Annotated in this window: 22 protein-coding genes; 7 read left to right on the top strand and 15 right to left on the bottom strand. The window is 62.4% G+C overall.

Features of this window, described 5'->3' with window-relative positions:
- Positions 1 to 103 precede the first annotated feature (103 nt).
- Together A9O65_RS12770 and A9O65_RS12765 are read left to right on the top strand one after the other, a co-directional pair.
- On the top strand, positions 104 to 1264 hold the full coding sequence (locus A9O65_RS12770; RefSeq protein WP_254783089.1) for a tyrosine-type recombinase/integrase: 1161 nt from the start codon (positions 104 to 106) through the stop codon (positions 1262 to 1264).
- A gap of 28 nt (positions 1265 to 1292) precedes the next feature.
- Positions 1293 to 1718, top strand: a complete 426-nt coding sequence (locus A9O65_RS12765) for a SufE family protein (RefSeq protein WP_064698469.1) — start codon at positions 1293 to 1295, stop codon at positions 1716 to 1718.
- A 99-nt stretch (positions 1719 to 1817) separates the two neighbouring features.
- Here the strand turns inward: A9O65_RS12765 and yidD are convergent, their stop codons facing one another.
- The 10 genes from yidD to A9O65_RS12715 form a co-directional block, all read right to left on the bottom strand.
- Positions 1818 to 2123 (bottom strand): membrane protein insertion efficiency factor YidD, encoded by a 306-nt coding sequence (yidD, locus tag A9O65_RS12760; RefSeq protein WP_064698468.1) that lies wholly within the window; start codon positions 2121 to 2123, stop codon positions 1818 to 1820.
- 8 nt (positions 2124 to 2131) lie between these two features.
- On the bottom strand, positions 2132 to 2581 hold the full coding sequence (gene hisI, locus A9O65_RS12755; protein WP_064702292.1) for a phosphoribosyl-AMP cyclohydrolase: 450 nt from the start codon (positions 2579 to 2581) through the stop codon (positions 2132 to 2134).
- A 14-nt stretch (positions 2582 to 2595) separates the two neighbouring features.
- The gene (locus A9O65_RS12750; RefSeq protein WP_064698652.1) at positions 2596 to 3048 is read right to left on the bottom strand and encodes a Fur family transcriptional regulator; all 453 of its coding nucleotides are present in this window, start codon (positions 3046 to 3048) and stop codon (positions 2596 to 2598) included.
- Between the two features lie 79 nt (positions 3049 to 3127).
- Complete coding sequence (locus A9O65_RS12745; RefSeq protein WP_064698466.1) at positions 3128 to 4102, bottom strand: alpha-L-glutamate ligase-like protein; 975 nt, start codon at positions 4100 to 4102, stop codon at positions 3128 to 3130.
- A 4-nt stretch (positions 4103 to 4106) separates the two neighbouring features.
- A complete protein-coding gene (locus A9O65_RS12740) occupies positions 4107 to 5618 on the bottom strand; it encodes an inactive transglutaminase family protein (RefSeq protein WP_064702291.1) in 1512 nt (503 codons plus the stop codon).
- 41 nt (positions 5619 to 5659) lie between these two features.
- A complete protein-coding gene (locus tag A9O65_RS12735; RefSeq protein WP_439951527.1) occupies positions 5660 to 6397 on the bottom strand; it encodes an ATP-dependent zinc protease family protein in 738 nt (245 codons plus the stop codon).
- Positions 6398 to 6714: 317 nt separating this feature from the next.
- A complete protein-coding gene (locus A9O65_RS12730; RefSeq protein WP_064702289.1) occupies positions 6715 to 7893 on the bottom strand; it encodes an MFS transporter in 1179 nt (392 codons plus the stop codon).
- A 251-nt stretch (positions 7894 to 8144) separates the two neighbouring features.
- Positions 8145 to 8558, bottom strand: a complete 414-nt coding sequence (locus A9O65_RS17375) for a DUF1090 domain-containing protein (protein ID WP_064702288.1) — start codon at positions 8556 to 8558, stop codon at positions 8145 to 8147.
- A 53-nt stretch (positions 8559 to 8611) separates the two neighbouring features.
- Complete coding sequence (locus A9O65_RS12720; RefSeq protein ID WP_064702287.1) at positions 8612 to 9820, bottom strand: DNA glycosylase AlkZ-like family protein; 1209 nt, start codon at positions 9818 to 9820, stop codon at positions 8612 to 8614.
- A gap of 108 nt (positions 9821 to 9928) precedes the next feature.
- Positions 9929 to 11122 carry an MFS transporter gene (locus A9O65_RS12715; RefSeq protein ID WP_064702286.1) on the bottom strand — a complete coding sequence of 398 codons (1194 nt, stop codon included), beginning with the start codon at positions 11120 to 11122 and terminating at the stop codon, positions 9929 to 9931.
- 111 nt (positions 11123 to 11233) lie between these two features.
- Between A9O65_RS12715 and A9O65_RS12710 the strand changes: the two genes are divergently transcribed.
- Positions 11234 to 12130: a LysR family transcriptional regulator gene (locus A9O65_RS12710; RefSeq protein ID WP_064698651.1), complete on the top strand. Its 897-nt coding sequence runs from the start codon at positions 11234 to 11236 to the stop codon at positions 12128 to 12130.
- Positions 12131 to 12157: 27 nt separating this feature from the next.
- On the opposite strand, the gene A9O65_RS12705 is transcribed toward A9O65_RS12710, so the two are convergent.
- From A9O65_RS12705 to gorA, 5 genes are all read right to left on the bottom strand, one after another.
- On the bottom strand, positions 12158 to 13168 hold the full coding sequence (locus tag A9O65_RS12705; protein ID WP_064702285.1) for an AraC family transcriptional regulator: 1011 nt from the start codon (positions 13166 to 13168) through the stop codon (positions 12158 to 12160).
- A 137-nt stretch (positions 13169 to 13305) separates the two neighbouring features.
- Entirely contained in the window at positions 13306 to 13719 is a 414-nt protein-coding gene (locus tag A9O65_RS12700) for an ectoine synthase (protein ID WP_013332346.1), read from the bottom strand.
- Positions 13720 to 13813: 94 nt separating this feature from the next.
- Positions 13814 to 15079 carry a diaminobutyrate--2-oxoglutarate transaminase gene (gene ectB / locus A9O65_RS12695; protein ID WP_064698457.1) on the bottom strand — a complete coding sequence of 422 codons (1266 nt, stop codon included), beginning with the start codon at positions 15077 to 15079 and terminating at the stop codon, positions 13814 to 13816.
- A gap of 82 nt (positions 15080 to 15161) precedes the next feature.
- Complete coding sequence (gene ectA, locus A9O65_RS12690) at positions 15162 to 15740, bottom strand: diaminobutyrate acetyltransferase (RefSeq protein ID WP_013332344.1); 579 nt, start codon at positions 15738 to 15740, stop codon at positions 15162 to 15164.
- 261 nt (positions 15741 to 16001) lie between these two features.
- Positions 16002 to 17363, bottom strand: coding sequence for a glutathione-disulfide reductase (gene gorA, locus A9O65_RS12685; RefSeq protein WP_254783085.1), 1362 nt, complete (start codon positions 17361 to 17363; stop codon positions 16002 to 16004).
- A gap of 161 nt (positions 17364 to 17524) precedes the next feature.
- Here gorA and can point away from each other — a divergent pair, with 161 nt between their 5' ends.
- From can to A9O65_RS12665, 4 genes are all read left to right on the top strand, one after another.
- Complete coding sequence (gene can, locus A9O65_RS12680; protein WP_064698455.1) at positions 17525 to 18178, top strand: carbonate dehydratase; 654 nt, start codon at positions 17525 to 17527, stop codon at positions 18176 to 18178.
- A 166-nt stretch (positions 18179 to 18344) separates the two neighbouring features.
- A complete protein-coding gene (locus A9O65_RS12675) occupies positions 18345 to 19922 on the top strand; it encodes an ABC transporter substrate-binding protein (RefSeq protein ID WP_064702364.1) in 1578 nt (525 codons plus the stop codon).
- Positions 19923 to 20051: 129 nt separating this feature from the next.
- Positions 20052 to 21098: an ABC transporter permease gene (locus A9O65_RS12670; protein WP_064698454.1), complete on the top strand. Its 1047-nt coding sequence runs from the start codon at positions 20052 to 20054 to the stop codon at positions 21096 to 21098.
- A complete protein-coding gene (locus tag A9O65_RS12665) occupies positions 21095 to 22036 on the top strand; it encodes an ABC transporter permease (protein ID WP_064702283.1) in 942 nt (313 codons plus the stop codon). The genes A9O65_RS12670 and A9O65_RS12665 overlap by 4 nt, the downstream gene beginning before the upstream one ends.
- Positions 22037 to 22038: the final 2 nt, after the last annotated feature.

The following is a 22038-nucleotide window of genomic DNA, read 5'->3' as shown; positions in this document are numbered from 1 at the left end:
AGAAACAGGAGGGCAAGTGCCGGACGAATGGCCCGAAGGAAAGGCCTTGGGCGGGGCAGGTGTGCCGCAGGCAGCCTATCCGGTGGCTTCGGAGATTGGGGCGGTGCTCTATGGCACCGACGGCTGGCTTCCAAGCGGCCTCTCGCCAGCCGGGGCGGGACGCATCGCGGCCACCAACGACGTCCAGGCCGTCGCGCTCTGGCTGGAGGAGTACCGCGCCAGTCCGAACACTCAGCGGGCTTACCGCCGTGAGGCCGAGCGCTTGCTGCTGTGGCTGGGCGAGCAGGGCATGTCGCTGGCCGAGTTACGTCGCGACCATCTCGATGCCTTCGAGGCCTTTCTTGGCGATCCCACGCCACGCGAGCGCTGGGTCGGCCCGACCCGCGCCCGCCAGGATCCGCGCTGGCGGCCGTTTCGGGGCCCTTTGTCGCCCTCGAGCCGACGGCAGAGCTTGATTATCCTGCAGGGCCTGTGCGCTTGGTTGGTCGAAGCAGGGTGGCTCGACCACAATCCTTTCCGGTTGATGCGTGACAAGCGCCGACGAATGGACAATCGTCGGGGCGCGATCGAGCGCTATCTGGAGCGGCCGCTGTGGGAGTGGCTCTGGCAATGGCTGGACCGGCCGCCGGCGTCATCGGCCTCCCGCCGAGCGCGCTTCGTCTGGATGCGGCGGCGTCTGGTATTCGGCTTCGCCTATCTATTGGCGCCACGCATCGGCGAGATGACCGGTGCCCGCATGGATGACTTCATCCGGCGCGAGGGGCGCTGGTGGTGGCGGGTGACGGGGAAGGGCGGCAAGACGGCTCGTATTCCCGTGCCGCCGGACATGATGCGCTTGCTCGCCGATTGGCGCGTCTGCCTGAATCTTTCGCCGGAGCCGTCGGCCGACGAGCCGACGCCCTTGTTACGGGGACTCGATGGCCGTCGCGGCGTGGGGGACAATCATTTGTATCGATTGATTCGGGCAATCTTCGAGGAAGCGGCCATTGCCCTGAAACACCAGCTCGGTGCCGATGCGGAACGCGAAGTGGCGCAACTGAGACGTGCCACGCCGCACTGGTTGCGCCATACGGCGCTGACGCATCAAGCCCAGGCCGGTGTCGAGCTTCGCTACCTCGCCGAGACGGCGCGCCACTCCCGGCTCGACACCACGGCCCGCTACCTGCATACCGAGGCCGAGGAGTGGCATCGACAGCAGGCTCGGCACGGCCTGACGCCCCAGGGCACAGGAGGGGCGGACGTACCAGGGGAGCAACCGGTATAATATGCCCAGAAGCCAGTCAGGAGCCCTCATGAACGCAGAGACCACCGCCGAACAAGCCCAGCAGGCGCTGCTGGAAGAGTTCGAGATGTTCGACAACTGGATGGACCGCTACCAGTACATCATCGACATGGGCAAGCAGCTACCGGCTTTCCCCGACGAGTGGAAGGTCGAGGAGCTCAAGATCCAGGGCTGCCAGTCCAATGTCTGGATGCATCATCGCCGTGACGGCGAGGCGCTGCATTTCGATGCCGTATCGGATGCCGCCATTGTCTCGGGACTGATCGCGGTGCTGATGCGCATCTACAACGACCGGCATCCATCGGATATCCGGGCGACCAGCCCGCATTTTCTGAAAGATCTCGGTCTCGACAAGCATTTGTCGCCGACTCGCAGCAACGGCCTGCATGCCATGCTCGATCGAATCTATCGGGTCGCCGAGCAGGAAGCGGCATGATGCCGTCGTCACGCCTTGCGCACGGTCGGCCTCTTGGTGCCGACCGGGCATCTTGTCGGTGAAGCCGGCGGGCCGACTAACCTGAGGCCCTCGGTGGAGCTATCGACAGCGAAAGTCGTCATCCAGGTCAGGATCTGCCTGGCACAGCCGTTCACTGGGGCCGCCGGGCACTGGGTCGATGCCCCCCGAGGCACCGGGATGGCAACGCAGAAGGCGTCGAGCCGCCAGCCAGCCACCGCGCAAGGGACCATGCACGCGCAGGGCCTCGGCGGTGTAATCGGAACAGCTGGGCCAGTAGCGGCAACGTGGGCCGAGCAGAGGGCTGATCAGCCATTGGTAGAGACGCACCAGGCCGATCATGATGAAGGCGAGCCCGGCGCGCAGGCTTCGGGCGAGGGCGTGCATGGCGCGTCTCAGTGGGGCGACTTGTCGCCGTAGAGCGCCGCAGGGTCGACCATCGGCTCGCTGGTGACGCGTGCCTGGTCACTCTCCAGTGCCACGTAGAAGCAGCTGCGGCGCCCGCTGTGACAAGCCGGCCCGTCCTGGTCGACCTGAAGCAGCAAGGTGTCGCCATCGCAGTCGAGGCTGGCGGCGCGAAGGTGCTGCTGTTGTCCGGATGATTCTCCCTTGCGCCAGGGCTTGCCCCGTGAGCGCGACCAATAGCAGACGCGCCCCGTCCGCAGGGTTTCTTCCAGGGTCTGGCGGTTCATCCAGGCCATCATCAGCACTTCGCCGGAATCATGCTGCTGGGCGATAGCGGGCATCAGGCCGGCGTCGTTGAAGCGGGCGGCATCGAGGATCTCGTCGAGCGGGCGGCGAGTATCGAGGGCGGCGCCTTCCAGCGCCTTGAGGGCATCGGACATGGTCTCTCCGGCTATCAGGGAGTCTGGGAAACGCTCTGGCAGGCGTCGCAACGGCCGAGCAGCTCGATGGTCTGACGCTGTACCGTGAACCCCAGTTCCCGGGCACGTTGCCCCAACTGTTCGTTGATATCGTCGAGGTGCAGCTCCTCGACCCGGCCGCAATCGCGACAGATCAAGAGTTGAAAGCCGTGGGCATGCTCGGGACAGGGGCAGGCCACATAGGCATTGAGCGACTCGATGCGATGCACCAGCCCCTGATCGATGAGAAATTCCAGGGCACGATATACCGTCGGTGGTCGGGCAGAGGCGTGCTCGGTGGTGAGACGATCGAGCAGGTCATAAGCCTTCAACCCGCCGCGCGTGTCGGCAATCATCTGCAGCACACGTCGGCGAATCGGCGTAAAGCGGACGCCACGATAACGACACTGTCGTTCGGCCTGGTCCATCAAGGCGCGGGAATCGGTCATGCTGGCCATGTGGTCTCGGGGTGGATGACCCATTCTACGCGCCGCACACGACCATCGCCAGGCAACGACCCGCGTCGTTTCATGCCGTCGCCTCCTGGAGCGTGTCCAGCTCGCTGCGACGGGCGAAGTGGTGCTGGGCAAATGCCACGCGTTGCTCGACCTCGAGACCATCGGGTTGACGCTCGATGAGATCCAGCCGGTTGCGGAGTCCCTCGCCGTTGGCCATCTGGATGGCCAGGCCGGGACGCGCGTTGAGCTCCAGCAGCATGGGGCCATGGTCGCGATCCAGTACCATGTCGGTGCCGAGATAGCCCAGTGCGGTCATCTCGTAGCAGCCCGCCGCCAATCGCAGCAGCGTGCCCCAGTCGCTGATCCGCAGGCTGGCCAGTTCGTGGCCGGTATCCGGATGGTCGTGGCGTGAACGATCGAATTGCACACCGCGTATCGCCTGACCGGAAGCGATGTCGATACCGACACCCACCGCCCCCTGGTGAAGGTTGGCCTTGCCGTCCGAGGCGGCGGTGGAGAGCCGCATCATTGCCATCACCGGGTAGCCCTTGAAGACGATGACACGAATGTCCGGCACGCCTTCGTAGGTGTACTCGCTGAAGGTGGCATCGAAGTTGATCAGATCCTCGATGATCGCCACGTCCGGCGATCCCCCCAGGGAATAGAGACCCGAGAGGATGTTGGACACATGACGCTCCACATCCTTGAGCGTCAAGTGAGCGCCGCTGGGCTTGATGTAATGCTGCCCCTCGACCCGCTCGACGACCAGGATGCCCTTGCCGCCGCTGCCCTTGGCCGGTTTGATAACGAAGCCCGTGTGGCCGTCGAGCATGTCGCGGATGTGCTTGACGCCAAACTGGGTCGACACCGTGCCGATCAGAGCGGGGGTGGTGATGTTGTAGCGCTGGGCGAGCAGCTTGGTCTGCAGCTTATCGTCGACCAGCGGATAGAGCCGCCGGTCGTTGTAGCGGCCGATATAACGGATATTGCGCCGATTCATGCCGATGATGCCCTTGGCACGAAGCTTGCCGGGGGTCGTCCACATCGGCTCAGTCCTCCGTGACCGGCTTGAAGCGACGCAGCTCCAGCAGGCGATAGCCGGTGTAATTGCCGAGCATCAGGATCAGTGCCATCAGGATCAGCTGCACGCCGAGGAAGTTGAAGGTGATATGGCGAATCCAGGGGTTATTCATGGCCAGGTAAGCCAGTACTGCTGTCAGCAGGCTGCCACCCCCCTGGATCAGAACCTCCTTGGGGCCTTCCTCTTCCCAGAGGATCGACATGCGCTCTATGGTCCAGGAGAGGATGATCATCGGGAAGAAGGTGATCGTCAGGCCGGCGTTCAGTCCGATGCGGTAGGACAGCACCGAGAACAGGGAAATGATGGCGATCACCGTGATGATGACTGCCGTGACCCTCGCCACCAATAGCAGATTGAGATAGGAAAGGTAATTCCGGATCACCAGGCCCACGGCCACCACCAGCAAGAAGCCTATCAGGCCGGTCGCCAGGGTCGTCTGGATAAAGGCCAGGGCGATCAACACCGGCATGAAGGTGCCTGACGTCTTGATGCCGACCAGCACGCGTAGCAGGACGACGACGAGGGCTCCGATGGGAATCAGCAGGATCGTCTGGAACAGTGCCTGTTCCTCGAGGGGCAGGCTGTGGATCGAGAAGTTGAGGATGGTGTCGGATGTCTCGGCCATGCGGCTGCGGATGGCAGCCCCGGCCGGCTGGTTGCGCGACAGCATGGAAAAATAGACCTGGGAGTTGGTGCCGCCCTGGACCTCGAGCACCGATTGTCCAGCGTTCTCCCAGAGAAGAAGATTGTCGGGGCGTCCCTGTTTGCCGGTAGACGGGTCGAAGAGCGATTGCTCTTCTCCGTCGTAGACCTGGATCCAGGGCGTCAGGCTCTGCCGGCGACGGCCGTCTTCCAGCATCAAGCCGCTGACCTCGCGTGCCGAGATGCCGGCCTGGTTGAGCAGGCGAACCAGCAGCGGCACGCGATCGAACTGTGTCAGCAGCAGGCGGGCGTTTTCCCCCTGACGCTCTTCGCTGAACTCACGAATCAGCTCGCGTGTGAAGGTGAAAGGGTCAGCGCTGCGTGACCAGGCACGGTCGATGACCTGGGAGGCCGCCGTGTCGTAGGGGCGTTCCCAGACGACATCTGACGTCGGAGCAGGAGGCGGGACTTCGGAGGCGCGCGCCTGAGGGGCTACCTGGATGCGGCTGCTGTAATAGAGCTGCTGGCTGCCGGTGGCATCGCGTATCGTCCAGAGGGCCCGACGACTACCGTTTTCCTCGAGGAAGGAAAGCCCGTAGCCTGGTGATGCCGTATGCTCGGTCAGGACCCGGAATCCTTGCTGGGTGGAGGGGAGTGCCATCTCCACCTTGGCGGGTCCGCCATCGGCCAGGAAGTTGACCTGAGCCTCGATCTCCCAGACTTGTCGCTGTTCGCCCGGCGTCCAGGGTACCTCGAACTGGACATGGCGGTGAATGCTCAAGCCGATGCCGGCAACCAGCAACAGGGCAACGATGACATAGAAGGGCAGTCGGGACATCTCAACTTCCTTGGCGAATCAGGTAAAAATATATCCGTATATCAGGATGTTTCGTCTTCCGCCTTGCCGGCGTCATCCACACGTTCGGATGACCGCGGGAACTCGGGACGCTCATGAAGGAAGTCCTCGGCGACATCGATGATGGCAATGTCCATCAGGAAGCGACGCCCGAGCAGGACCGGATAATCGAGTTGACGACGATCGGTCAGGGTAAATTCGACCGTCTCGCGGATCGGCCCGAGGGTCATCAGCAACTCGATGACCGGCCGAGATTCCTCGCCCGATGCCTGCGTAATTCGTACACGACGCTCTACCGGTGCTTCGAGCCAGCTGTCCCTCACGCTCTCGACCACGCTGTCCTCGTCGTCGAGACCGAGCTTGAAGCGCACCCAGTCTTCGCCATCCCGTTCGAAGCTAGTGATGTCATTGGCACTGAGCGAAGAGGTGTCAGCCCCGGAATCCACTCGAGCCTGCAGGTAGGTGCCGACGTTCGGCAGGCCGATCCACTCGCTGCGCCCGAGTAGCTCCTTGTTGGCCAACCTGTCATCGGTTGCCTGGCACTCGGTGACGATCTTGGTCGTCTCCTTGCCCTTGCTGTCGTCCAGGGCGGCAATGTCGCCCCGCATGCCCCGCAATAGACTGCCGACCTCACGCACATCGGCCGTCAGTGTCCTCTGTTCCATCCTCTGCAACGACAGCAGATGCGACTGGTTCTCGCAGCGGGCGGCAAGATTGCTTTCCAGGCGCTGGATGCCTTCCTCGAACTGTGTCGCCGTCACGGGCGGCGGGGGTTCCTGCTGCTGCGAAGACGGCAGGGCGCACCCTCCGAGTAATGCCATTGAGCCGAAGAGCGATAACATCAATGTTGGGCGATTCGGCATATCGTGGGTGTCCTTTACACTGACGTGAACGGGATAGTGAACTGCAGGGATGATAAGGAGCCGGCCCTCCGGTGTCCACGATGACGGTCCGGGGGCGCCATGATACGGGAATTATCGCCCGGGCGTGATCCCGACGGACGCGGGGTGATCACCGTGGGAGATTAGCAGAATATGAACGAAGGAAGGGCGCCATGTTGGCGCCCTCATGGTATCCATCAGGTCGCGGCGGCCGTTTGAGCCTTGATGCCGAAGAGAATGAGCAGCGCCGCCAACAGTAGCACCGAGCCACTCACCATAAAGACGCCGATGGCGCCACCGGCATCGAAGATCAGCCCTCCGACGGCCGCACCGCTGGCAATCGCGAACTGAATCGCTGCTACCAGTAGACCGCCTGCGCTTTCGGCTTCATCGGGGACCGTGCGGGTCAGCCAGGTGGACCATGCCACCGGCACGGTGCCAAATGTCATGCCCCAGAGCGCAATCATCATGGCATCGAGCAGCGGGACGCCACCGACGCCCGCCAGCCCCAGGCCAAGGATGCCCATCGTCGCCGGCATCACGATTTGCGTGAGGCGCATGTTGCGTTCGAGCATGAAGCCCCCCAGGAAGGTGCCCAGGAAATTGGCCAGCCCAAAGCCCAGCAGGATGCTGGACATGCCGTTCACATCGACGCGGGTGACGGTCTCGAGGAAGGGACGAATATACGTGAAGAACGCGAAATGTCCCGCGAAGATCATGGCGGCGGCCAGCATGCCGAGACCGACCATCGGGCGTTGTAGAACCTCGAACAGGGTTTTCAGGCGTGTTCGAGCGTTTGTCGCCATGCGTGGCAAGGTGGCCAGTTGCACGAGAAAGGCCAGTGCCCCGAACAGCGCGGCAATCAAGAAGACATTGCGCCAACCGATGATCTCGCCGAAGAAGCTGCCCATGGGCGCGGCGACGATGGTGGCCACCGAAACACCGCTGAAGATCATCGAGAGCGCTCGTGGCACGCTGTCCTCGGGCACCAACCGCATCACCGTGGCCGCCGACATGGTCCAGAAACCGCCCAGCGCGACGCCCAGCAGAACCCGGCCGAGCAGCAGTGATGGCATGTTCGGTGCGTACGCCACCAGCAGATTGGAAATGACCAGAAGCCCTGAAAATGCCAACAGCACGTAGCGTCGATCGATTCGCCGAGTGGCGGCCGTGATCAACAGGCTGGTCACCAGTGCGACCGCAGCGGTCGCGGTCACGGCTTGTCCGGCCATGCCTTCGGTGATCGCCAGGTCCGCAGCCATGGGGGTTAACAGGCTCACCGGCAGGAACTCTGCCGTTACCAAGCCGAAAACGCCCAATGTCATCGAGAAGACCGCGCTCCATGCCGGCGGGGTCCGTTGTGAGACATCATTCATCGCAGACTCCTATCCTTGCCGAAGTGACTCGTTGGCTGGGCAGGATAGAGCGACCGTCGCCGGACGGTATATACCAGAGACTCCCGAATATTTGATCATTGATCCGATTCTTGGCAGCTAACCAGTACTTCGCAGAATGCATATTATGTTAAATTAGATATGCCAAGACATGGCCATGCTTCGTGTGGAATCCAACTGAACGCTCCACTGCCAGGCATGGCCACCGCGATTTCCCGACGGCTGTCTTTTCCTTATCGCTTGCTTTGGAGGGCTTCCAGCTCGTCCTGGTGCTCGCGAAGCTCCTGGACAGCTTCTTCGAGTTTCTCGCTGTGCTTGCGAATATCGTCCTCGTCGCCTTCGCGCTGGGCCTCGGACAATTCGTCCTGACGCTCTCGAACCTCGGTCATGCTCTCGCTGACGTCTTCTTCAGCGTCTTTGATGACGCTGTCATTGGTGCAGTGGCGCTGCACATTTTCCAGTCCCTTCTTCAGGCCTCGCACACGATGCTCATTGCCGTACTCCTCGGCGATACGAAGCTGCTTCTGGATGGCTTCCACCTTGTACTGACAGAGTGAATCCACCTCGTCGGCAAGGGCCTGTTGCCCGAAGGCAATGGGCATGGCGAGAATCATCGCGGGAATGATGCTGCGAAAGGTCCGTTTCATGGTCATGTATCCTGTCATGGAGTCATACGAAAGCATGAATAACGGACGATATGTCATTTGAGCGCGCTTTGCCATGCGTATCGCGCCTGGCGGCCCAGGCCTCTGGGCAACACGACCCGGTCGGCGCCTAGATAGTCGAGAAAGCGACGGGCGGCTTGCTGCAGCGCCTCGGCCATGCCGTCGGGAAGCCGGGACGAGACGATATCGTCTTCCCAATGCCAGGCAAGAATGGTCAGGGTGCCCTCTCGGCATTGGGCATCGAATCGCGCGACGAACCGATCCTGCCACAGCACCGGCAGTACGTAATAACCCCAACGCCGTTGTTTCCGGGGCTTGTAGACCTCCCAGACGTAATCGAAGCCGAAGACTCGGCAAATGCCGCGTCGATCCCACATCAGCGGATCGAGTGGCGCGAGAAAACGCATGCCTTGATCCGAGTCGTTGAACGAGCCGGCATCATCCAGGCATGAAACGGCCTCGGGAGTGGCCCAGTGACACTCGCCTGCCACATCCAAGGCGACCAATTTTCCCTGGTCGAGCGCTCGGGACGCGATACGGTCGCGTTCGGTGCGTTGACAAGGGAGCAACCAGACAGCGGCATCGGCCGCCGGACGCAATAGCCCGGCAGCCTGAACGCGACGCACGATCAAGTGCTCCAGGGCGTCATCTTCGTCGCGCTCCACCGTGCAGGCACCATTCGGCAGCACGCGCTCGGGCAGATCATAAGCGTGCCGACCACCGACGCGATGATGCGTCATCAAGCGTCCGGAATCCCACAGTGCCTTGAGCAGATGGCGTGAGCGCTTGGGGCCATACCAGCTGCCGCGCAAGGCCGGATCGGATCGTTGATCGCCCAATTCAAGGCTGGTCGAGGGGCCTTGCTGTGTTACCTGATCGAGAAGGTTTCGGGCTTCCGGCGAGTCGATGTCCACGCCGCGCTGTTGCCAACGCCGCGCGAACCAGTGATGGAAAGGAGCTTGAGCCCACCACTGATCGGGAGGAATCAGGCTGGCCTGCTTGTCCCACCCGTCGACCAGCAGTCGGCGACGATAGGCAGCATCTTGCCAGTCGCCCTGCCGATAACCCGGCACGCGTGATTGCAGCACCAGATCGGGATTGGTGCCGAGCGGTGCAAGCGGGTCGAACTGAATGGTGCCCAGCCGCTGGATCACCGTCGCCAGCGACCCCTGTCGGCCATGATGGCGGGCCAGCAGGCGCCGGGCATCGGGGAGCCCCAGGCTGAGGCGTTGCTGTGCAGTCATCGTTGGTCCTTGGCAATCGGATGTGCGGGCGGCCCGGCCGCCTCCTGATGTCGAGGCATCTTGCAGTCTAACAGCTTGCCGCCCTCCTCAGCCGGCTCAGTCCATGTGTCATGCCATGTGTGGGCGACACAGCGCCTGAGCCAGCATGGCGGTCAGGATCGCCACGGCAGCGACGATGAGGCCGGCTGCCGTCCACCCATGCCACTCGATGGCGTCGCCGATGGCCACGGGACCGATGACCTGCCCAAGGTTGCTTCCCTGCATCAAGAGTCCGACGACCAGAGGCGTCAAGACAGTCCTTGGTGCAAAGATTGGGGCACTGGCCAGCAAGGTGGCGGGTATCAAGCCACCGACCGCCAGAAACAGCATGCACAGCAAGAACGTCGGCAACGCCGGTAACATTGACAGGAAGATTCCCAATCCGGTCACGCCCATGATCAGCGAGGCCGCCGCCAGCAAGAAAACTCGCCCCACTCCGCGTGCAAGCAGGGTTCCTGCGGCGAGGTTGCCGAGGATATTGGCACTGGTGGCCAGAGCGCTCAACGCACCGGCGGCTTGGTGGCTGACCGCCATGCGTTCCATCAGCAGGATCGGCAAAAAGCTGAACAGCGCAAAGAACATCAGGTTATAGAAAGCGAAGACTCCGGCGAGCACCAGGGGAGCCGGCGTGCGCAGGGTGTCGAGCATGTCCCGGAGCTTTCCATGCCATGCAATGTCTTCCCTCGCTGCAGCGGGTACCGCGAGCATGACGCCCAAGGCCATGATCGCCGCAATCACGGCACTGCCCCACCATAGGATGCGCCAGGCCTCGAACCAGGGGCCGACAAGCATGGCCAGCGCCATGCCTCCCGGCATGAAGCAGCTCCACATGGCGAACGCGAGCGCCTGATGGCGAGTGTCGACGACGTACGGAAGTATCGCGGGCGCCGCCACGATGATGATCAAAAACCCCGCTCCTTCGACCACGCGTGACACCAGCAGCAACGTGAAACCTGGTGCCAGTGCGCCCAATATGGCACCCAACACTAGGCAACCCAGCCCTGCCAGCAGCATGCGCTTGTGGCCGAAAGCAGCGACCACTGTACCGACCGGCATGCCGCCCAGCAGGCCGAGGAACGAAAAGATGCCCATCAGCCAGCCGGCCGCTGCCAGCCCGACACTCATGTCCTGTTGAATCAAGGGAGTGGCGATCGCCACCTTGCCGACCTGCAAAGAGGCGGCGATGCCGGAACCGATGATCAGCATGACGGCATGCCAATCGGTGGAGATCGATGCGGTTCTGGGAGTCAGGGAAGTATCCATGCAACACCTCGATCAAGGAGAAGCGAAACGTCCATCGAGGGGCAGGATAGTGTCGTTGCCTTATGCTGGGGAGTGATAAAATTTTTATCAAATTGATCATGGGAGATGATCATGCTGGATGCCCTCACCTTCGACCAACTGCGCACCTTCGTCGCTGTGGCCGACAGCGGCAGTTTTCGCGCCGGTGCGGCACGTCTAGCCCGCGTTCAATCCGGTGTCAGCGTGGCGATCGCCAATCTCGAGGCACAATTGGAGGTCTCGCTGTTCGATCGCTCGGGCCATCGCCCGATATTGACGCCGGAAGGACGCGCCCTGCTGGAGAACGCACGGGATATATTATTGCGTGTCGACGCGATGCGAGCACGGGCCCACGGGCTGGGCGAAGGTGTCGAGCTGGCGTTGCCCCTAGTCGTCGATACCCTGTTTCCCATCCATCAAGTGGGCAAGGCCATGACCGAAACCCTGGCCCACTACCCCTCCGTCGCCTTCAGGGTCGACGTCGAACCCCTGGCAGGTCCCCTGCAGGCATTGCTCGACGAGCGTTGTGCACTGGCCATCATGGTGGGCGATCACTTTCGTGACCCACGTGTCGAACTCGAGGCGCTCTCGCCGGTGGAGCTCGTCGCCGTCGTGGCGTCGGAGCATCCATTGGCGCGCCATGACGAACCTCTCGACAGCCTGCATCTCGCCGATCACCTCCAGATCGTGCAATCTGACCCATCGCCCCCTTCCAGGGGACGCGACTTCGGTGTCATCTCGACACGCACCTGTCGCGTGAATACCCAGGACACCAAGCACGCGCTCATCCTCGCCGGCGTCGGTTGGGGGTACCTCCCTGTATGGCAGGTCGAGCGGGATCTTCGTGCAGGTCGGCTGGCAGAGCTGGCAGTGCGAGGCAGGCACGGTCGTCGACGCCGCTCCGACGCCTATCTCGCCCGGCGCGTCGATGCGCCATTCGGCCCCGCCGCGAGGTTGCTGGCCGAAGCGCTTGGCCGACGTCCCGATTGAGCGAGCACGTCCGGTGCGGCGCCTGCCTCAAGCCCGAAGCCTGTCGTGCCTTGCCTCAGCACGTACTGCACCGGGCGAGCGGCCCGTCACTCGCTTGTAGGCGCGGCTGAAGGCTGCCTGAGAGCCATAGCCGAGGCGTTGGGCGACGACGTCGATGGGCTGGGCGTCCCGACCGATCCACTGAGTGGCCAGGTGCATGCGCAACTCGGTCATGTAGCGATGAGGAGTCAGCCCGGTGACGGTCAAGAAGCGCTCGGCGAAGACCGATCGCGAGCTGCCCATCTGCTTTGCCAGCTCGGCGACCGTCCATTGACGCCCGGGCTCGCGATGCATGGCGGCGATAACGCGCCCTAGTCTGGGATCGCGCAGGGCCTCGACCCAACCGGAGGCATCACCACAGCCACACTCGACCCAACCACGCACGATGAAGGCCGAGACGACATCGGCAAGACGCGACAGAATGCTCGCGAAGCCTGCCCGCTCGGCCTTGGCTTCGCGTTCCATGGCCTGGAGAATCGGCAGCATCTCGGGATGGCGCTCCAGGAGCGTATCGACGCGCATCACCTCAGGCATCAAGCCGACGAGCGGATGCATGCCGCCGAGATCGAACTCCATGCAACCGCTGAAGATGACGACCCCGTTTTCCTGACAGGCTTCGGGAGAACCGTTGCGCACCGCACTGACGGCCTTGCAGAGAGGAGCGGCCTCGCAGCTGGAGATATCACGACTGGCGGATTGATCCGGCGACGAAAGCAGCGCGTGAGAGCCGCCACGCGGCAGGAGCACCGCATTGCCGGCCTCGAGGCGATGCATGGCACCGCCGGGGCTGCGCAGATACACCGGTCCTCGGGCAATGAAGTGAAAGTGGGCCCATCCAGCGATGGTGCCAAACCCTTCGATACCGAAGGGGGGAGCGGCTTGAATGCGGCGGTATTGGATGCCGCTCAGACGCATGCCGCGAAGAAGCTCGCTGACCAGGTCATTGGGCACGCCCCGATCATCGCTGGAGTGACGACAGCTGGACGATGAGTCAATCATGGCGCGATCATAGGCATGAAGAATCCGGCATGTCCAGCCTCTGGCGATCCGCACCGGTGAGATCGAAGCGACCAACGAAGCGCCCCCGATCAATGACCGGGGGCGCTTCGTGCGAGATGGCAGACGGCGATGCCGGTTTACAGCGGCTTCTGGTCGTCGGCTTCATCGGCAGGTGCGTAGGAACCGTCTTCACGGTGCACTTCGTTGCCGGTCAGGCCCGGTGTGAACACGCAGGCCAGGTGCATGGTCTTGCTGGCACGCAGCAGGTGCTCGTCGTGCTGGTCGAGAATATAGATGTCACCCGGCTTGATGGGCCAGATCTTGCCATCGGCCAGGGTTTCCACTTCACCTTCCCCCTCGATGCAGTAGACCGCTTCGAAGTGGTGCTTATAGTGGATGTGGGTCTCGGTGCCCTCGAAGATGCGGGTGATATGGAAGGAGCAATTGCCGCCATCCTCGGCCAGCGACAGACGGGTGCTGTCCCAGTTGCCGTTTTCGGCGGTGACCAGACGGTCGGTCTGGCGCGCTTCTTCGAGATTGCGAACGATCATGTCGATTCTCCGGTGAATCAGTGACTGGCCGGCCACACACTGGCCGGCCGATACAGTGATGCCATGGGCTGGCCCCATGGCGAACCTCAGGCGATCAGCCGAAGGCCTGCTTGGTGCTGGCTTCGAGAATGTCCAGCCCCTCGACCAGGTCTTCGTCGGGAATGGTCAGCGGGCACAGGCACTTGACCACTTCGCCATCCTGACCGCTGGTTTCGATGATCAAGCCGTTCTCGAACGCCTGATGGGTGATCTTGTCGGCGATATCGCCGGAACCCACGTCGATGCCGCGCATCAGGCCACGGCCACGCTCGGAGGCCTCGATGCCCTGCTCGTTCAGCCAGGCGGCAATCTTGCCGAAGCGCTCCTCGACAACACGTGCCTTGCGCTGCACATCGCGCTCGAAGGTGTCGTCGCTCCAGTACTTGCGCATGGCGGCAGCGGCGGTGGCAAAGGCCAGGTTGAAGCCACGGAAGGTGCCGTTGTACTGACCGGGCTTCCACTTGTCGAGTTCGGGGCGCATCAGCACGTGAGCGAACGGCAGGCCGTAACCGGACAGCGACTTGGAGTTGGTCACGATGTCCGGCGTGATCCCGGCATGCTCGAAGCTGAAGAACTTGCCGGTCCGGCCGCAACCCGCCTGGATGTCGTCGATGATCAGCAGGATGTCATGGGCGCGGCAGATGCTCTCGAGCCGCTTGAGCCACTCCAGACCGGCGACGTTGATGCCGCCCTCGCCCTGCACCGTCTCGACGATCACTGCCGCCGGCACGTCCAGACCACCAGACTTGTCGCCAAGCAGCTTCTCGAAATAGTCGAGGGTATCGGCACTGCTGCCGAGGTAACCATCGAACGGCATGAAGGACGCCGCCTGGGTCGGCACGCCGCCGGTGGCCTCGCGGAACTTGCGATTGCCGGTCGTCGCCAGCGCCCCCATGGTGACGCCGTGGAAACCGTTGGTGAAGGAGACGATGTTGTGACGGCCCTTGGCGACGCGCGCCAGGCGAATGGCCGCCTCGACGGCATTGGTCCCCGTCGGCCCGGGCAGGTGGACCTTGTACTCGAGACCACGCGGCTTGAGGATCACCTCTTCCAGGGTTTCGAGGTAGTCGCGCTTGGCGGCCGTCCAGAAGTCCAGCCCGTGAACGATGCCGTCGCTGTCGAGATAGTCGAGCAGGGCCTGCTTGAGATGCGGGTTGTTGTGGCCATAGTTCAGGGTGCCGGCGCCTGCCAGGAAGTCGATGTACTCGCGACCATCCTCGTCGGTCAGACGAGCATTGCGTGCCTTGGTGAAGACCACCGGAAAGGAGCGAGAGTAGGTCCGGACGTCGGACTCCATGCGTTCGAGGGTCTGGGTCTGCATTGCGACCTCCTGTGGGATGAAAGTGATGAATCGAGAAGACGGGCAGCCGGCCCGTACCGGGCCGGCGCGGCGGCGTGCCGGCTCAGATCTGGTCGGTCTGGAACGGGCCGATGCGAACGAGATTTTCCGGGTCATGCTCACCGCCGAGTTGATCGGTGGAGAAGTATTCGCGGCTGTTCAACGGCGCCTGCCAGCGGTCGGCAAGACGACGGAACAGGCCCCAGGAGGCTTGGTTGTCAGGCGTTATCGTGGTTTCGAGGTGGTGCACCTCGGCCATTTCCGGGCGCGTCATCACGGCCTCCACCAGGCGGCGGGCCAGGCCGGTGCCGCGTGCCTTCTCGCCTACGGCGACCTGCCAGAGGAAATAGGTGTCAGGCGCATTGCTCTTCACGTAGCCGGAAACGAAACCGACGATCTCCCCTTCCTCGTTGGTGGCCACGGCACAACTGTCGCGAAACTGCGTGGCCAGCAACAGATAGGCGTAGGCAGAGTTGACGTCGAGAGGAGGGCAGGACTTGACCAGTTCATAGATGCCCCAGCCGTCGTCGGGGCTGGGCTTGCGAATGAAGAGCGGCGAGGCCTCGTGGCCGACCACGGCATCGGCCACGCTGGGCTTGGCCAAGTCGGCGGAGGGCGTAAAGGGCTCTGTGGTTGCGTTCATTGTCATGGTTCGCTGTAGCGAATTTGATCGGCATCATAACAGCCACTTATGGCCATTTCAAAAACCAGGTTATCTTGCTCGCTAAAATCCATAATACAAAATTATGATCTACTCCTCAGGCCGCGTCTGTGGCGGTTCCTTCCGTTTTCCATTCATGTAGCTTAGCCCACATTCGTTCTGACCATGCGCAAAACGCGACGGGCCACCCTTGAGGGTGGCCCGTCCGAATGACATCGCCATGACAAGCTGGCCCGAAGAGCGTCAGCGGCGTGTCGGGCTTCGCATGGTCACGAATTCCTCGGCGCCGGTGGGATGGATGCCCACCGTCTGGTCGAACTGCGCCTTGGTCAGCCCGGCGCGCACGGCGATGGCGATGCCCTGGATGATCTCGCCGGCCTCCTCGCCCACCATGTGAGCACCGACCACCACGTCGCTGGCGTCGTCGACGATCAACTTCATCAGGCTGCGCTCGCTGCTGCCGGAGAGCGTGTGCTTCATGGGACGGAAGTCGGCACTGTAGACGCGAATTGCCTCGAAACGCTCACGGGCCGCCTCTTCCGAGAGACCAACGGTACCGATGTTGGGATGGCAGAACACGGCAGTCGCCACACGTTCGTAATCCAGCGACTCGGGGGTGGAGTCGCCAAAGTGGTGCTCGACCAGCTTCATGGCCTCTTCCAGCGCCACCGGCGTCAGTTCGGGGCCACCTGTGACATCACCGAGTGCGAGGATCGAAGGCACCGAGGTCTCGAAACGCTCGTTGACCTTGAGGGAGCCATCGTCGTTGGTCGCGACATCGAGGCGGTCGAGGCCAAGCCCCGCCAGATGCGGCCGACGCCCGGTGGCGGCGAGCACGGCATCGACTTCCAGCACGCGACCGTCGGTGAGGGTAACCTTGAGGCCGCCCGCCACCTTTTCGATGGCTTCGATGTTGGTGTTGAAATGCAGATTGACGCCCTTCTTGGCCATCTCGTCGCGGGTGAATTCACGCACCTCGTTGTCGAACCCGCGCAGGAACAGCTCGCCGCGATAGACGAGATGGGACTCGCTGCCCAATCCATTGAAGATGCTGGCGAACTCCACGGCAATGTAGCCGCCGCCGAGCACCAGGAAGCGCTGCGGGAAGTCGTCGAGATCGAAGATCTGGTTGGAGTTCAGGGTCAACTCGTTGCCCGGGAAATCCGGCACCCAGGGCCAGCCGCCCACGGCGACCAGGATCTTCTCGGCACTGATCGTCTCACCACCGACCTCGACGTGGTGTGCGTCGACCACACTGGCGCGACCATTGATCAGGCGCACGCCGGCATTATCCAGCAGGCGACCATAGATGCCATTGAGGCGCTTGATCTCGCCGATCTTGTTGTCACGCAGGGTCGCCCAGTCGAATGACGGTTCCTCGGCCAATTGCCAGCCGAACCCACCGGAATCCTCGAAGGCTTCATGGAAGTGGGCCGCATAGGAATACAGCTTCTTCGGCACGCAGCCGACATTGACGCAGGTGCCACCGAGATAACGGTCCTCGGCGACGGCAACCCGAGCTCCGGTGGCGGCGGCAGTGCGGGCGGCACGCACACCGCCGGACCCCGCTCCGATGACGAACAGGTCATAGTCGAAATCTGACACGCGATTCTCCTGTAAACGGTCGGGCCCCATTCAGGCCCTGTGGGCAATGGCGCGATCATACCAGCCAAGGTGGCACCCCGGGAGAGCGGTTGACCCGCATCCCCGCTGACGGTAAAAGAAGGCTCCTTCGTCTTTCGTCCCATCCTTGCCGGAGCCCGACCATGAGCAATGACATCGATACCCTGCTGGAAAACAACCGTGCCTGGGCGGAGCAGATGTGTCGCGACGATCCCGATTTCTTCGCTCGCCTGGCACGGCAGCAGACGCCTGAATACCTGTGGATCGGCTGTTCCGACAGCCGCGTGCCGGCCAACCAGATCATCGACCTGCCGCCCGGGGAGGTGTTCGTCCATCGCAACGTCGCCAACCTGCTCCACCACAACGACATGAACGCCCTTTCGGTGGTGCAGTTCGCCGTGGATGTGCTCAAGGTCAAGCACATCATGATCGTCGGCCACTATGGTTGCGGCGGCATTCGTGCGGCGGTCACCGGTGGCGAGTGCGGTATCGTCGATTACTGGCTGCATTCGGTACGCGACCTCTACAGCCAGCATCGTGCCTCGCTGTCCTCGCTGTCGCAGGATGAGCAGGTCGACCGCATGTGCGAACTCAATGTCGAGGCCCAGGTCAAGAACCTGTGCCGTACCAAGATCATTCAACGTGCCTGGCAACGTGGCCAGGAGCTCTCCGTCCATGGCTGGGTCTATGGCCTGAGCGATGGGCGCGTCACCGACCTGGAATGCAGTGTCCACGGACTCGATCAGGTCGCCCAACTGTACCGTATCGACCGCGTCACGCCCGCCAGCGAAGACTGAGCGCCCTCCTCGCGCCCGGCATCGTTATTCGCCGGGCGCATGGGGTGTGTCACAATTTCGATTGTGCGCTTCCCCCTAACCTCTCTATGTTGGTGAATGGAGCATAATGGTCATCACGACCGTCGGCCGTGATACCGATAACAATCCATCCGGCATGGAACGACACATGACAATCAAGAAGACTCTGCTGGCTAGCGTCATCGGCGCCGCCATGACCTCCGCTGCCCTCGCCCCGGCCGCCCAGGCCAACACCACCCTGCGCATGGCCTATGATGCCGATCCAGTATCGCTGGATATCCACGAGCAACTGTCCGGCGGGATCCTGCAGCTTTCGCACATGACCTTCGACCCGCTGGTGCGCTGGACCAAGGATCTCGAGATCGAGCCGCGGTTGGCCACCGACTGGGAACGGGTCGACGACACCACCCTACGTATGACACTGCGTGAAGGCGTCGAATTCCACAGCGGCAATGCCTTTACCGCCGAGGACGTGGTCTGGACCATCGATCGACTCAAGCGCAGCCCCGATTTCAAGGCGATCTTCGCGCCCATCGAGGGTGCCACGGCGGTCGACGCGCATACCCTCGAGATCAAGACCAAGAAGCCCTACCCGCTGCTGCTCAACCTGGCGACCTACATCTTCCCGATGGACAGCCAGTTCTACTCCGGTGAAGACAGTGACGGGGATCCCAAGGACGAGATCGTCAAGAACGGCAACTCCTACGCCTCGCGACATCAGTCCGGTACCGGTCCTTATGAGGTCACCGAACGGCAGCAAGGCGTGCGCGTCGTCTTCGAGCGCAACGATGACTACTGGGACGAGCAGTCCCCGGGCAACGTCGACAAGATCGAACTGACACCGATCAGCGAGAACGCCACGCGAGTGGCCGCCCTGCTCTCCGGCGATGTCGACTTCATCGCGCCGGTGCCGCCCAACGATCTGGAACGCGTCCGTCAGGACGACGACGCCAAGCTGGTCACCATGTCCGGCACCCGCATCATCCTCTTTCACATGAATCAGGAACGCGTCGAGGCTTTCAAGGATAAGCGGGTTCGTCAGGCCTTCGCCTATGCCATCAATCAGGAAGGCATCGCCGACCGACTGATGAAGGGCTTCGCCACACCGGCGGCCCAGCTCTCGCCTGAAGGCTATGCGGGGCACAACGATGAACTGGAGCCGCGCTACGACCTGGAGAAGGCCAAGCAGCTGATGGCCGAGGCCGGTTATGAGGATGGCTTCGAGATCACCATGATGGCGCCCAACAACCGCTACGTGAACGATGCCAAGATCGCTCAGGCGGTTGCGGCCATGCTGGCACGCATCAACGTGAAGGTGGATCTCAAGACCCTGCCCAAGGCTCAATACTGGGGCGAGTACGATGATCGGGTTGCCGACATGATGATGATCGGCTGGCATGCCGACACCGAAGACTCGGCCAACTTCCACGAATACCTCACGGCCTGCCCGGACGCCGATTCCGGCGCCGGCCAGTACAACGCCGGCAACTACTGCAACCCCGAGGTCGACAAGCTGGTCTCCGAGGCCAATCTTGAGCTCGACCAGGCGAAGCGTGCCGAGATGTTGCAGCAGATGGAGCAGACGCTGTACGACGAGGCCGCCTTCATCCCTCTACATTGGCAGAACCTTGCCTGGGCCGCCGATACCAACGTCGATCTCGAGCCGATCGTCAACGTGATGAACTTCCCCTACCTCGGGGATCTCGTCGTCGAAGAAGAAGAGTAATACCCTTCCGCCGTCTCTCGCCCACGGTCAGGCGAGAGACGGCGATTCGACACCCCGCTCCGAGACACGCTCCCCGCAGGGGGCGTGTCACCGCGTGCTCGGGCCTTTCTCGATAATGGAACGCCACTCATGATCGCTTTTCTGATCAAGCGCCTCTTTCATGCGCTGCTGGTGATGTTCGTCATCAGCGTGATCGCCTTCGCCATACAAGACAATCTGGGCGACCCCATCCAACAGATGGTCGGCCAATCCGTGCCGGAGAGCGAACGCGAGGCACTGCGTGAAGAGCTCGGCCTCAACGATCCCTTCCTGGTCCAGTACCTGCGTTTCGCCGTCAATGCCGCGCATTTCGACTTCGGCTACTCCTACGTCTTCAACCAGCCGACCACTGACGTCGTGCTGCGCCATCTACCGGCAACCCTGGAACTGGTGGCCGCCGCCACTTTCCTGATCATCGTGCTGTCCGTGCCCATCGGCGTCTATAGCGCCATCAAGCCACGTGCCTGGCTGTCGCGTTTCTTCATGGGCGTCTCGATCGTCGGCATCTCGATTCCGGTCTTTCTCACCGCCATCGTGCTGATCCAGCTGTTCGCCATCGGCGTCAGCTGGACGCCCTTCCCTGCTGACACCGGCTGGGGCGCCTGGCTCAATGACCTGATCACCACCGAGGGCGGCATGCCGGCCTATGGTCGAGGGGATCCGGTGCCCGTCTTCGGTACTTGGGAAACCAACTTCGCCTCCCTGGAGGGGCTGTCCTACCTGGTTCTGCCGGCCATCTCCCTGGCTTCGATCATGCTGCCGCTGTTCATCCGCCTGATCCGCGCCGAGATGCTCGAGGTGCTGCAGTCCGACTACGTGAAGTTCGCCCGTGCCAAGGGCATCTCGCCGCGTCGCATCTACTTCCTGCATGCACTGAAGAACACCATGCTGCCGGTGATCACCGTGGGCGGTGTACAGATCGGGACCCTGGTGGCCTACACCATCCTGACCGAGACGGTGTTCCAGTGGCCCGGCATGGGCCTGATGTTCCTCGATGCCATCGAACGTTCCGACATACCGCTGATCGTCACCTACCTGATGATCGTGGGGCTGATCTTCGTGATCACCAACACCCTGGTCGATCTCATCTATGGCCTGATCAACCCCACCGTCAAGCTGACAGGAAAACCCGCATGACCACGCTGACGTCTCGCCCCAAGAGTCGTTGGGAACGCTTTTGCGATTCCTATCTGCTCTATAGTTTCAAGCGCGATCTGATCGCCCAGATCAGCCTGCTGGTGTTCATCGCTCTGGTCGCCGTTGCGGTTCTCGCGCCCTGGCTGGCGCCGATGAATCCCTATGACCTTTCACAGATCGACATCCTTGCCTCGGAATTGCCTCCCTTCTGGGTGGATGGCAGCGATCCGGCCTACCTCATGGGAACCGATGCCCAGGGGCGCGATCTGTTGTCGACCATCCTGTACGGTGCGCGCGTATCACTGATCATCGGTTTCGGTGCCGTACTCATGCAGGCAACCCTGGGAGTATGCTTCGGCCTGCTGGCCGGCTACCTGGGCGGTCGTGTCGATGCCTTCCTGATGCGACTGGCCGACATCCAGTTGTCCTTTTCCACCCTGATGGTGGCCATCGTGGTCGGCGCCCTGTTCAAGGCGATCTTCGGTGGCGGCACCTTCAGTGACTACGCCGTCCCCTTGCTGGTACTGATCATCGGCCTGGCCGAATGGCCGCAGTACGCACGAACCGTGCGCGCCTCGGTCCTTGCCGAGAAAGGCAAGGAATACGTCGACGCCGCACGGGTAATGGGCCTGTCGAGCCGACGCATCATGTTCCGGCATATCCTGCCCAACACGCTGTCGCCGATCTTCGTCATCTCCACCGTACAGGTGGCCAACGCCATCATCTCGGAGGCGGCACTGTCCTTCCTCGGCCTCGGCATGCCCGAGACCCAGCCGTCGCTGGGCTCGCTGATCAAGTCCGGCTTCGACTACCTCCAGTCCGGCTCCTGGTGGATCACCCTGATCCCCGGCGTGGTGCTGGTGGTGCTGGTGCTGGTGATCAATCTGCTCGGCGACTGGCTGCGCGATGTGCTCAATCCGCGACTCTACAAGGGCTGAAT

The organism is Halomonas caseinilytica (assembly GCF_001662305.1).
Lineage (GTDB): Bacteria > Pseudomonadota > Gammaproteobacteria > Pseudomonadales > Halomonadaceae > Halomonas > Halomonas caseinilytica.
This window is presented reverse-complemented; position numbering and strand designations above follow the sequence as displayed.

Bases quoted from the DNA above. Each gene is read 5' to 3' on its own strand.
- A9O65_RS12700 (WP_013332346.1), bottom strand. From the start codon at position 13,719: ATGATCGTTCGCAATCTCGAAGAAGCGCGCCAGACCGACCGTCTGGTC.
- hisI (WP_064702292.1), bottom strand. From the start codon at position 2,581: ATGTCCGATGCCCTCAAGGCGCTGGAAGGCGCCGCCCTCGATACTCGC.
- A9O65_RS12765 (WP_064698469.1), top strand. From the start codon at position 1,293: ATGAACGCAGAGACCACCGCCGAACAAGCCCAGCAGGCGCTGCTGGAA.
- A9O65_RS12710 (WP_064698651.1), top strand. From the start codon at position 11,234: ATGCTGGATGCCCTCACCTTCGACCAACTGCGCACCTTCGTCGCTGTG.
- A9O65_RS12720 (WP_064702287.1), bottom strand. From the start codon at position 9,820: ATGACTGCACAGCAACGCCTCAGCCTGGGGCTCCCCGATGCCCGGCGC.
- A9O65_RS12705 (WP_064702285.1), bottom strand. From the start codon at position 13,168: ATGATTGACTCATCGTCCAGCTGTCGTCACTCCAGCGATGATCGGGGC.
- A9O65_RS12750 (WP_064698652.1), bottom strand. From the start codon at position 3,048: ATGACCGATTCCCGCGCCTTGATGGACCAGGCCGAACGACAGTGTCGT.
- A9O65_RS17375 (WP_064702288.1), bottom strand. From the start codon at position 8,558: ATGAAACGGACCTTTCGCAGCATCATTCCCGCGATGATTCTCGCCATG.
- ectB (WP_064698457.1), bottom strand. From the start codon at position 15,079: ATGCAGACCCAGACCCTCGAACGCATGGAGTCCGACGTCCGGACCTAC.
- ectA (WP_013332344.1), bottom strand. From the start codon at position 15,740: ATGAACGCAACCACAGAGCCCTTTACGCCCTCCGCCGACTTGGCCAAG.
- can (WP_064698455.1), top strand. From the start codon at position 17,525: ATGAGCAATGACATCGATACCCTGCTGGAAAACAACCGTGCCTGGGCG.
- A9O65_RS12730 (WP_064702289.1), bottom strand. From the start codon at position 7,893: ATGAATGATGTCTCACAACGGACCCCGCCGGCATGGAGCGCGGTCTTC.
- A9O65_RS12740 (WP_064702291.1), bottom strand. From the start codon at position 5,618: ATGTCCCGACTGCCCTTCTATGTCATCGTTGCCCTGTTGCTGGTTGCC.
- A9O65_RS12675 (WP_064702364.1), top strand. From the start codon at position 18,345: ATGACAATCAAGAAGACTCTGCTGGCTAGCGTCATCGGCGCCGCCATG.
- A9O65_RS12670 (WP_064698454.1), top strand. From the start codon at position 20,052: ATGATCGCTTTTCTGATCAAGCGCCTCTTTCATGCGCTGCTGGTGATG.
- A9O65_RS12665 (WP_064702283.1), top strand. From the start codon at position 21,095: ATGACCACGCTGACGTCTCGCCCCAAGAGTCGTTGGGAACGCTTTTGC.
- yidD (WP_064698468.1), bottom strand. From the start codon at position 2,123: ATGCACGCCCTCGCCCGAAGCCTGCGCGCCGGGCTCGCCTTCATCATG.
- A9O65_RS12745 (WP_064698466.1), bottom strand. From the start codon at position 4,102: ATGTGGACGACCCCCGGCAAGCTTCGTGCCAAGGGCATCATCGGCATG.
- A9O65_RS12715 (WP_064702286.1), bottom strand. From the start codon at position 11,122: ATGGATACTTCCCTGACTCCCAGAACCGCATCGATCTCCACCGATTGG.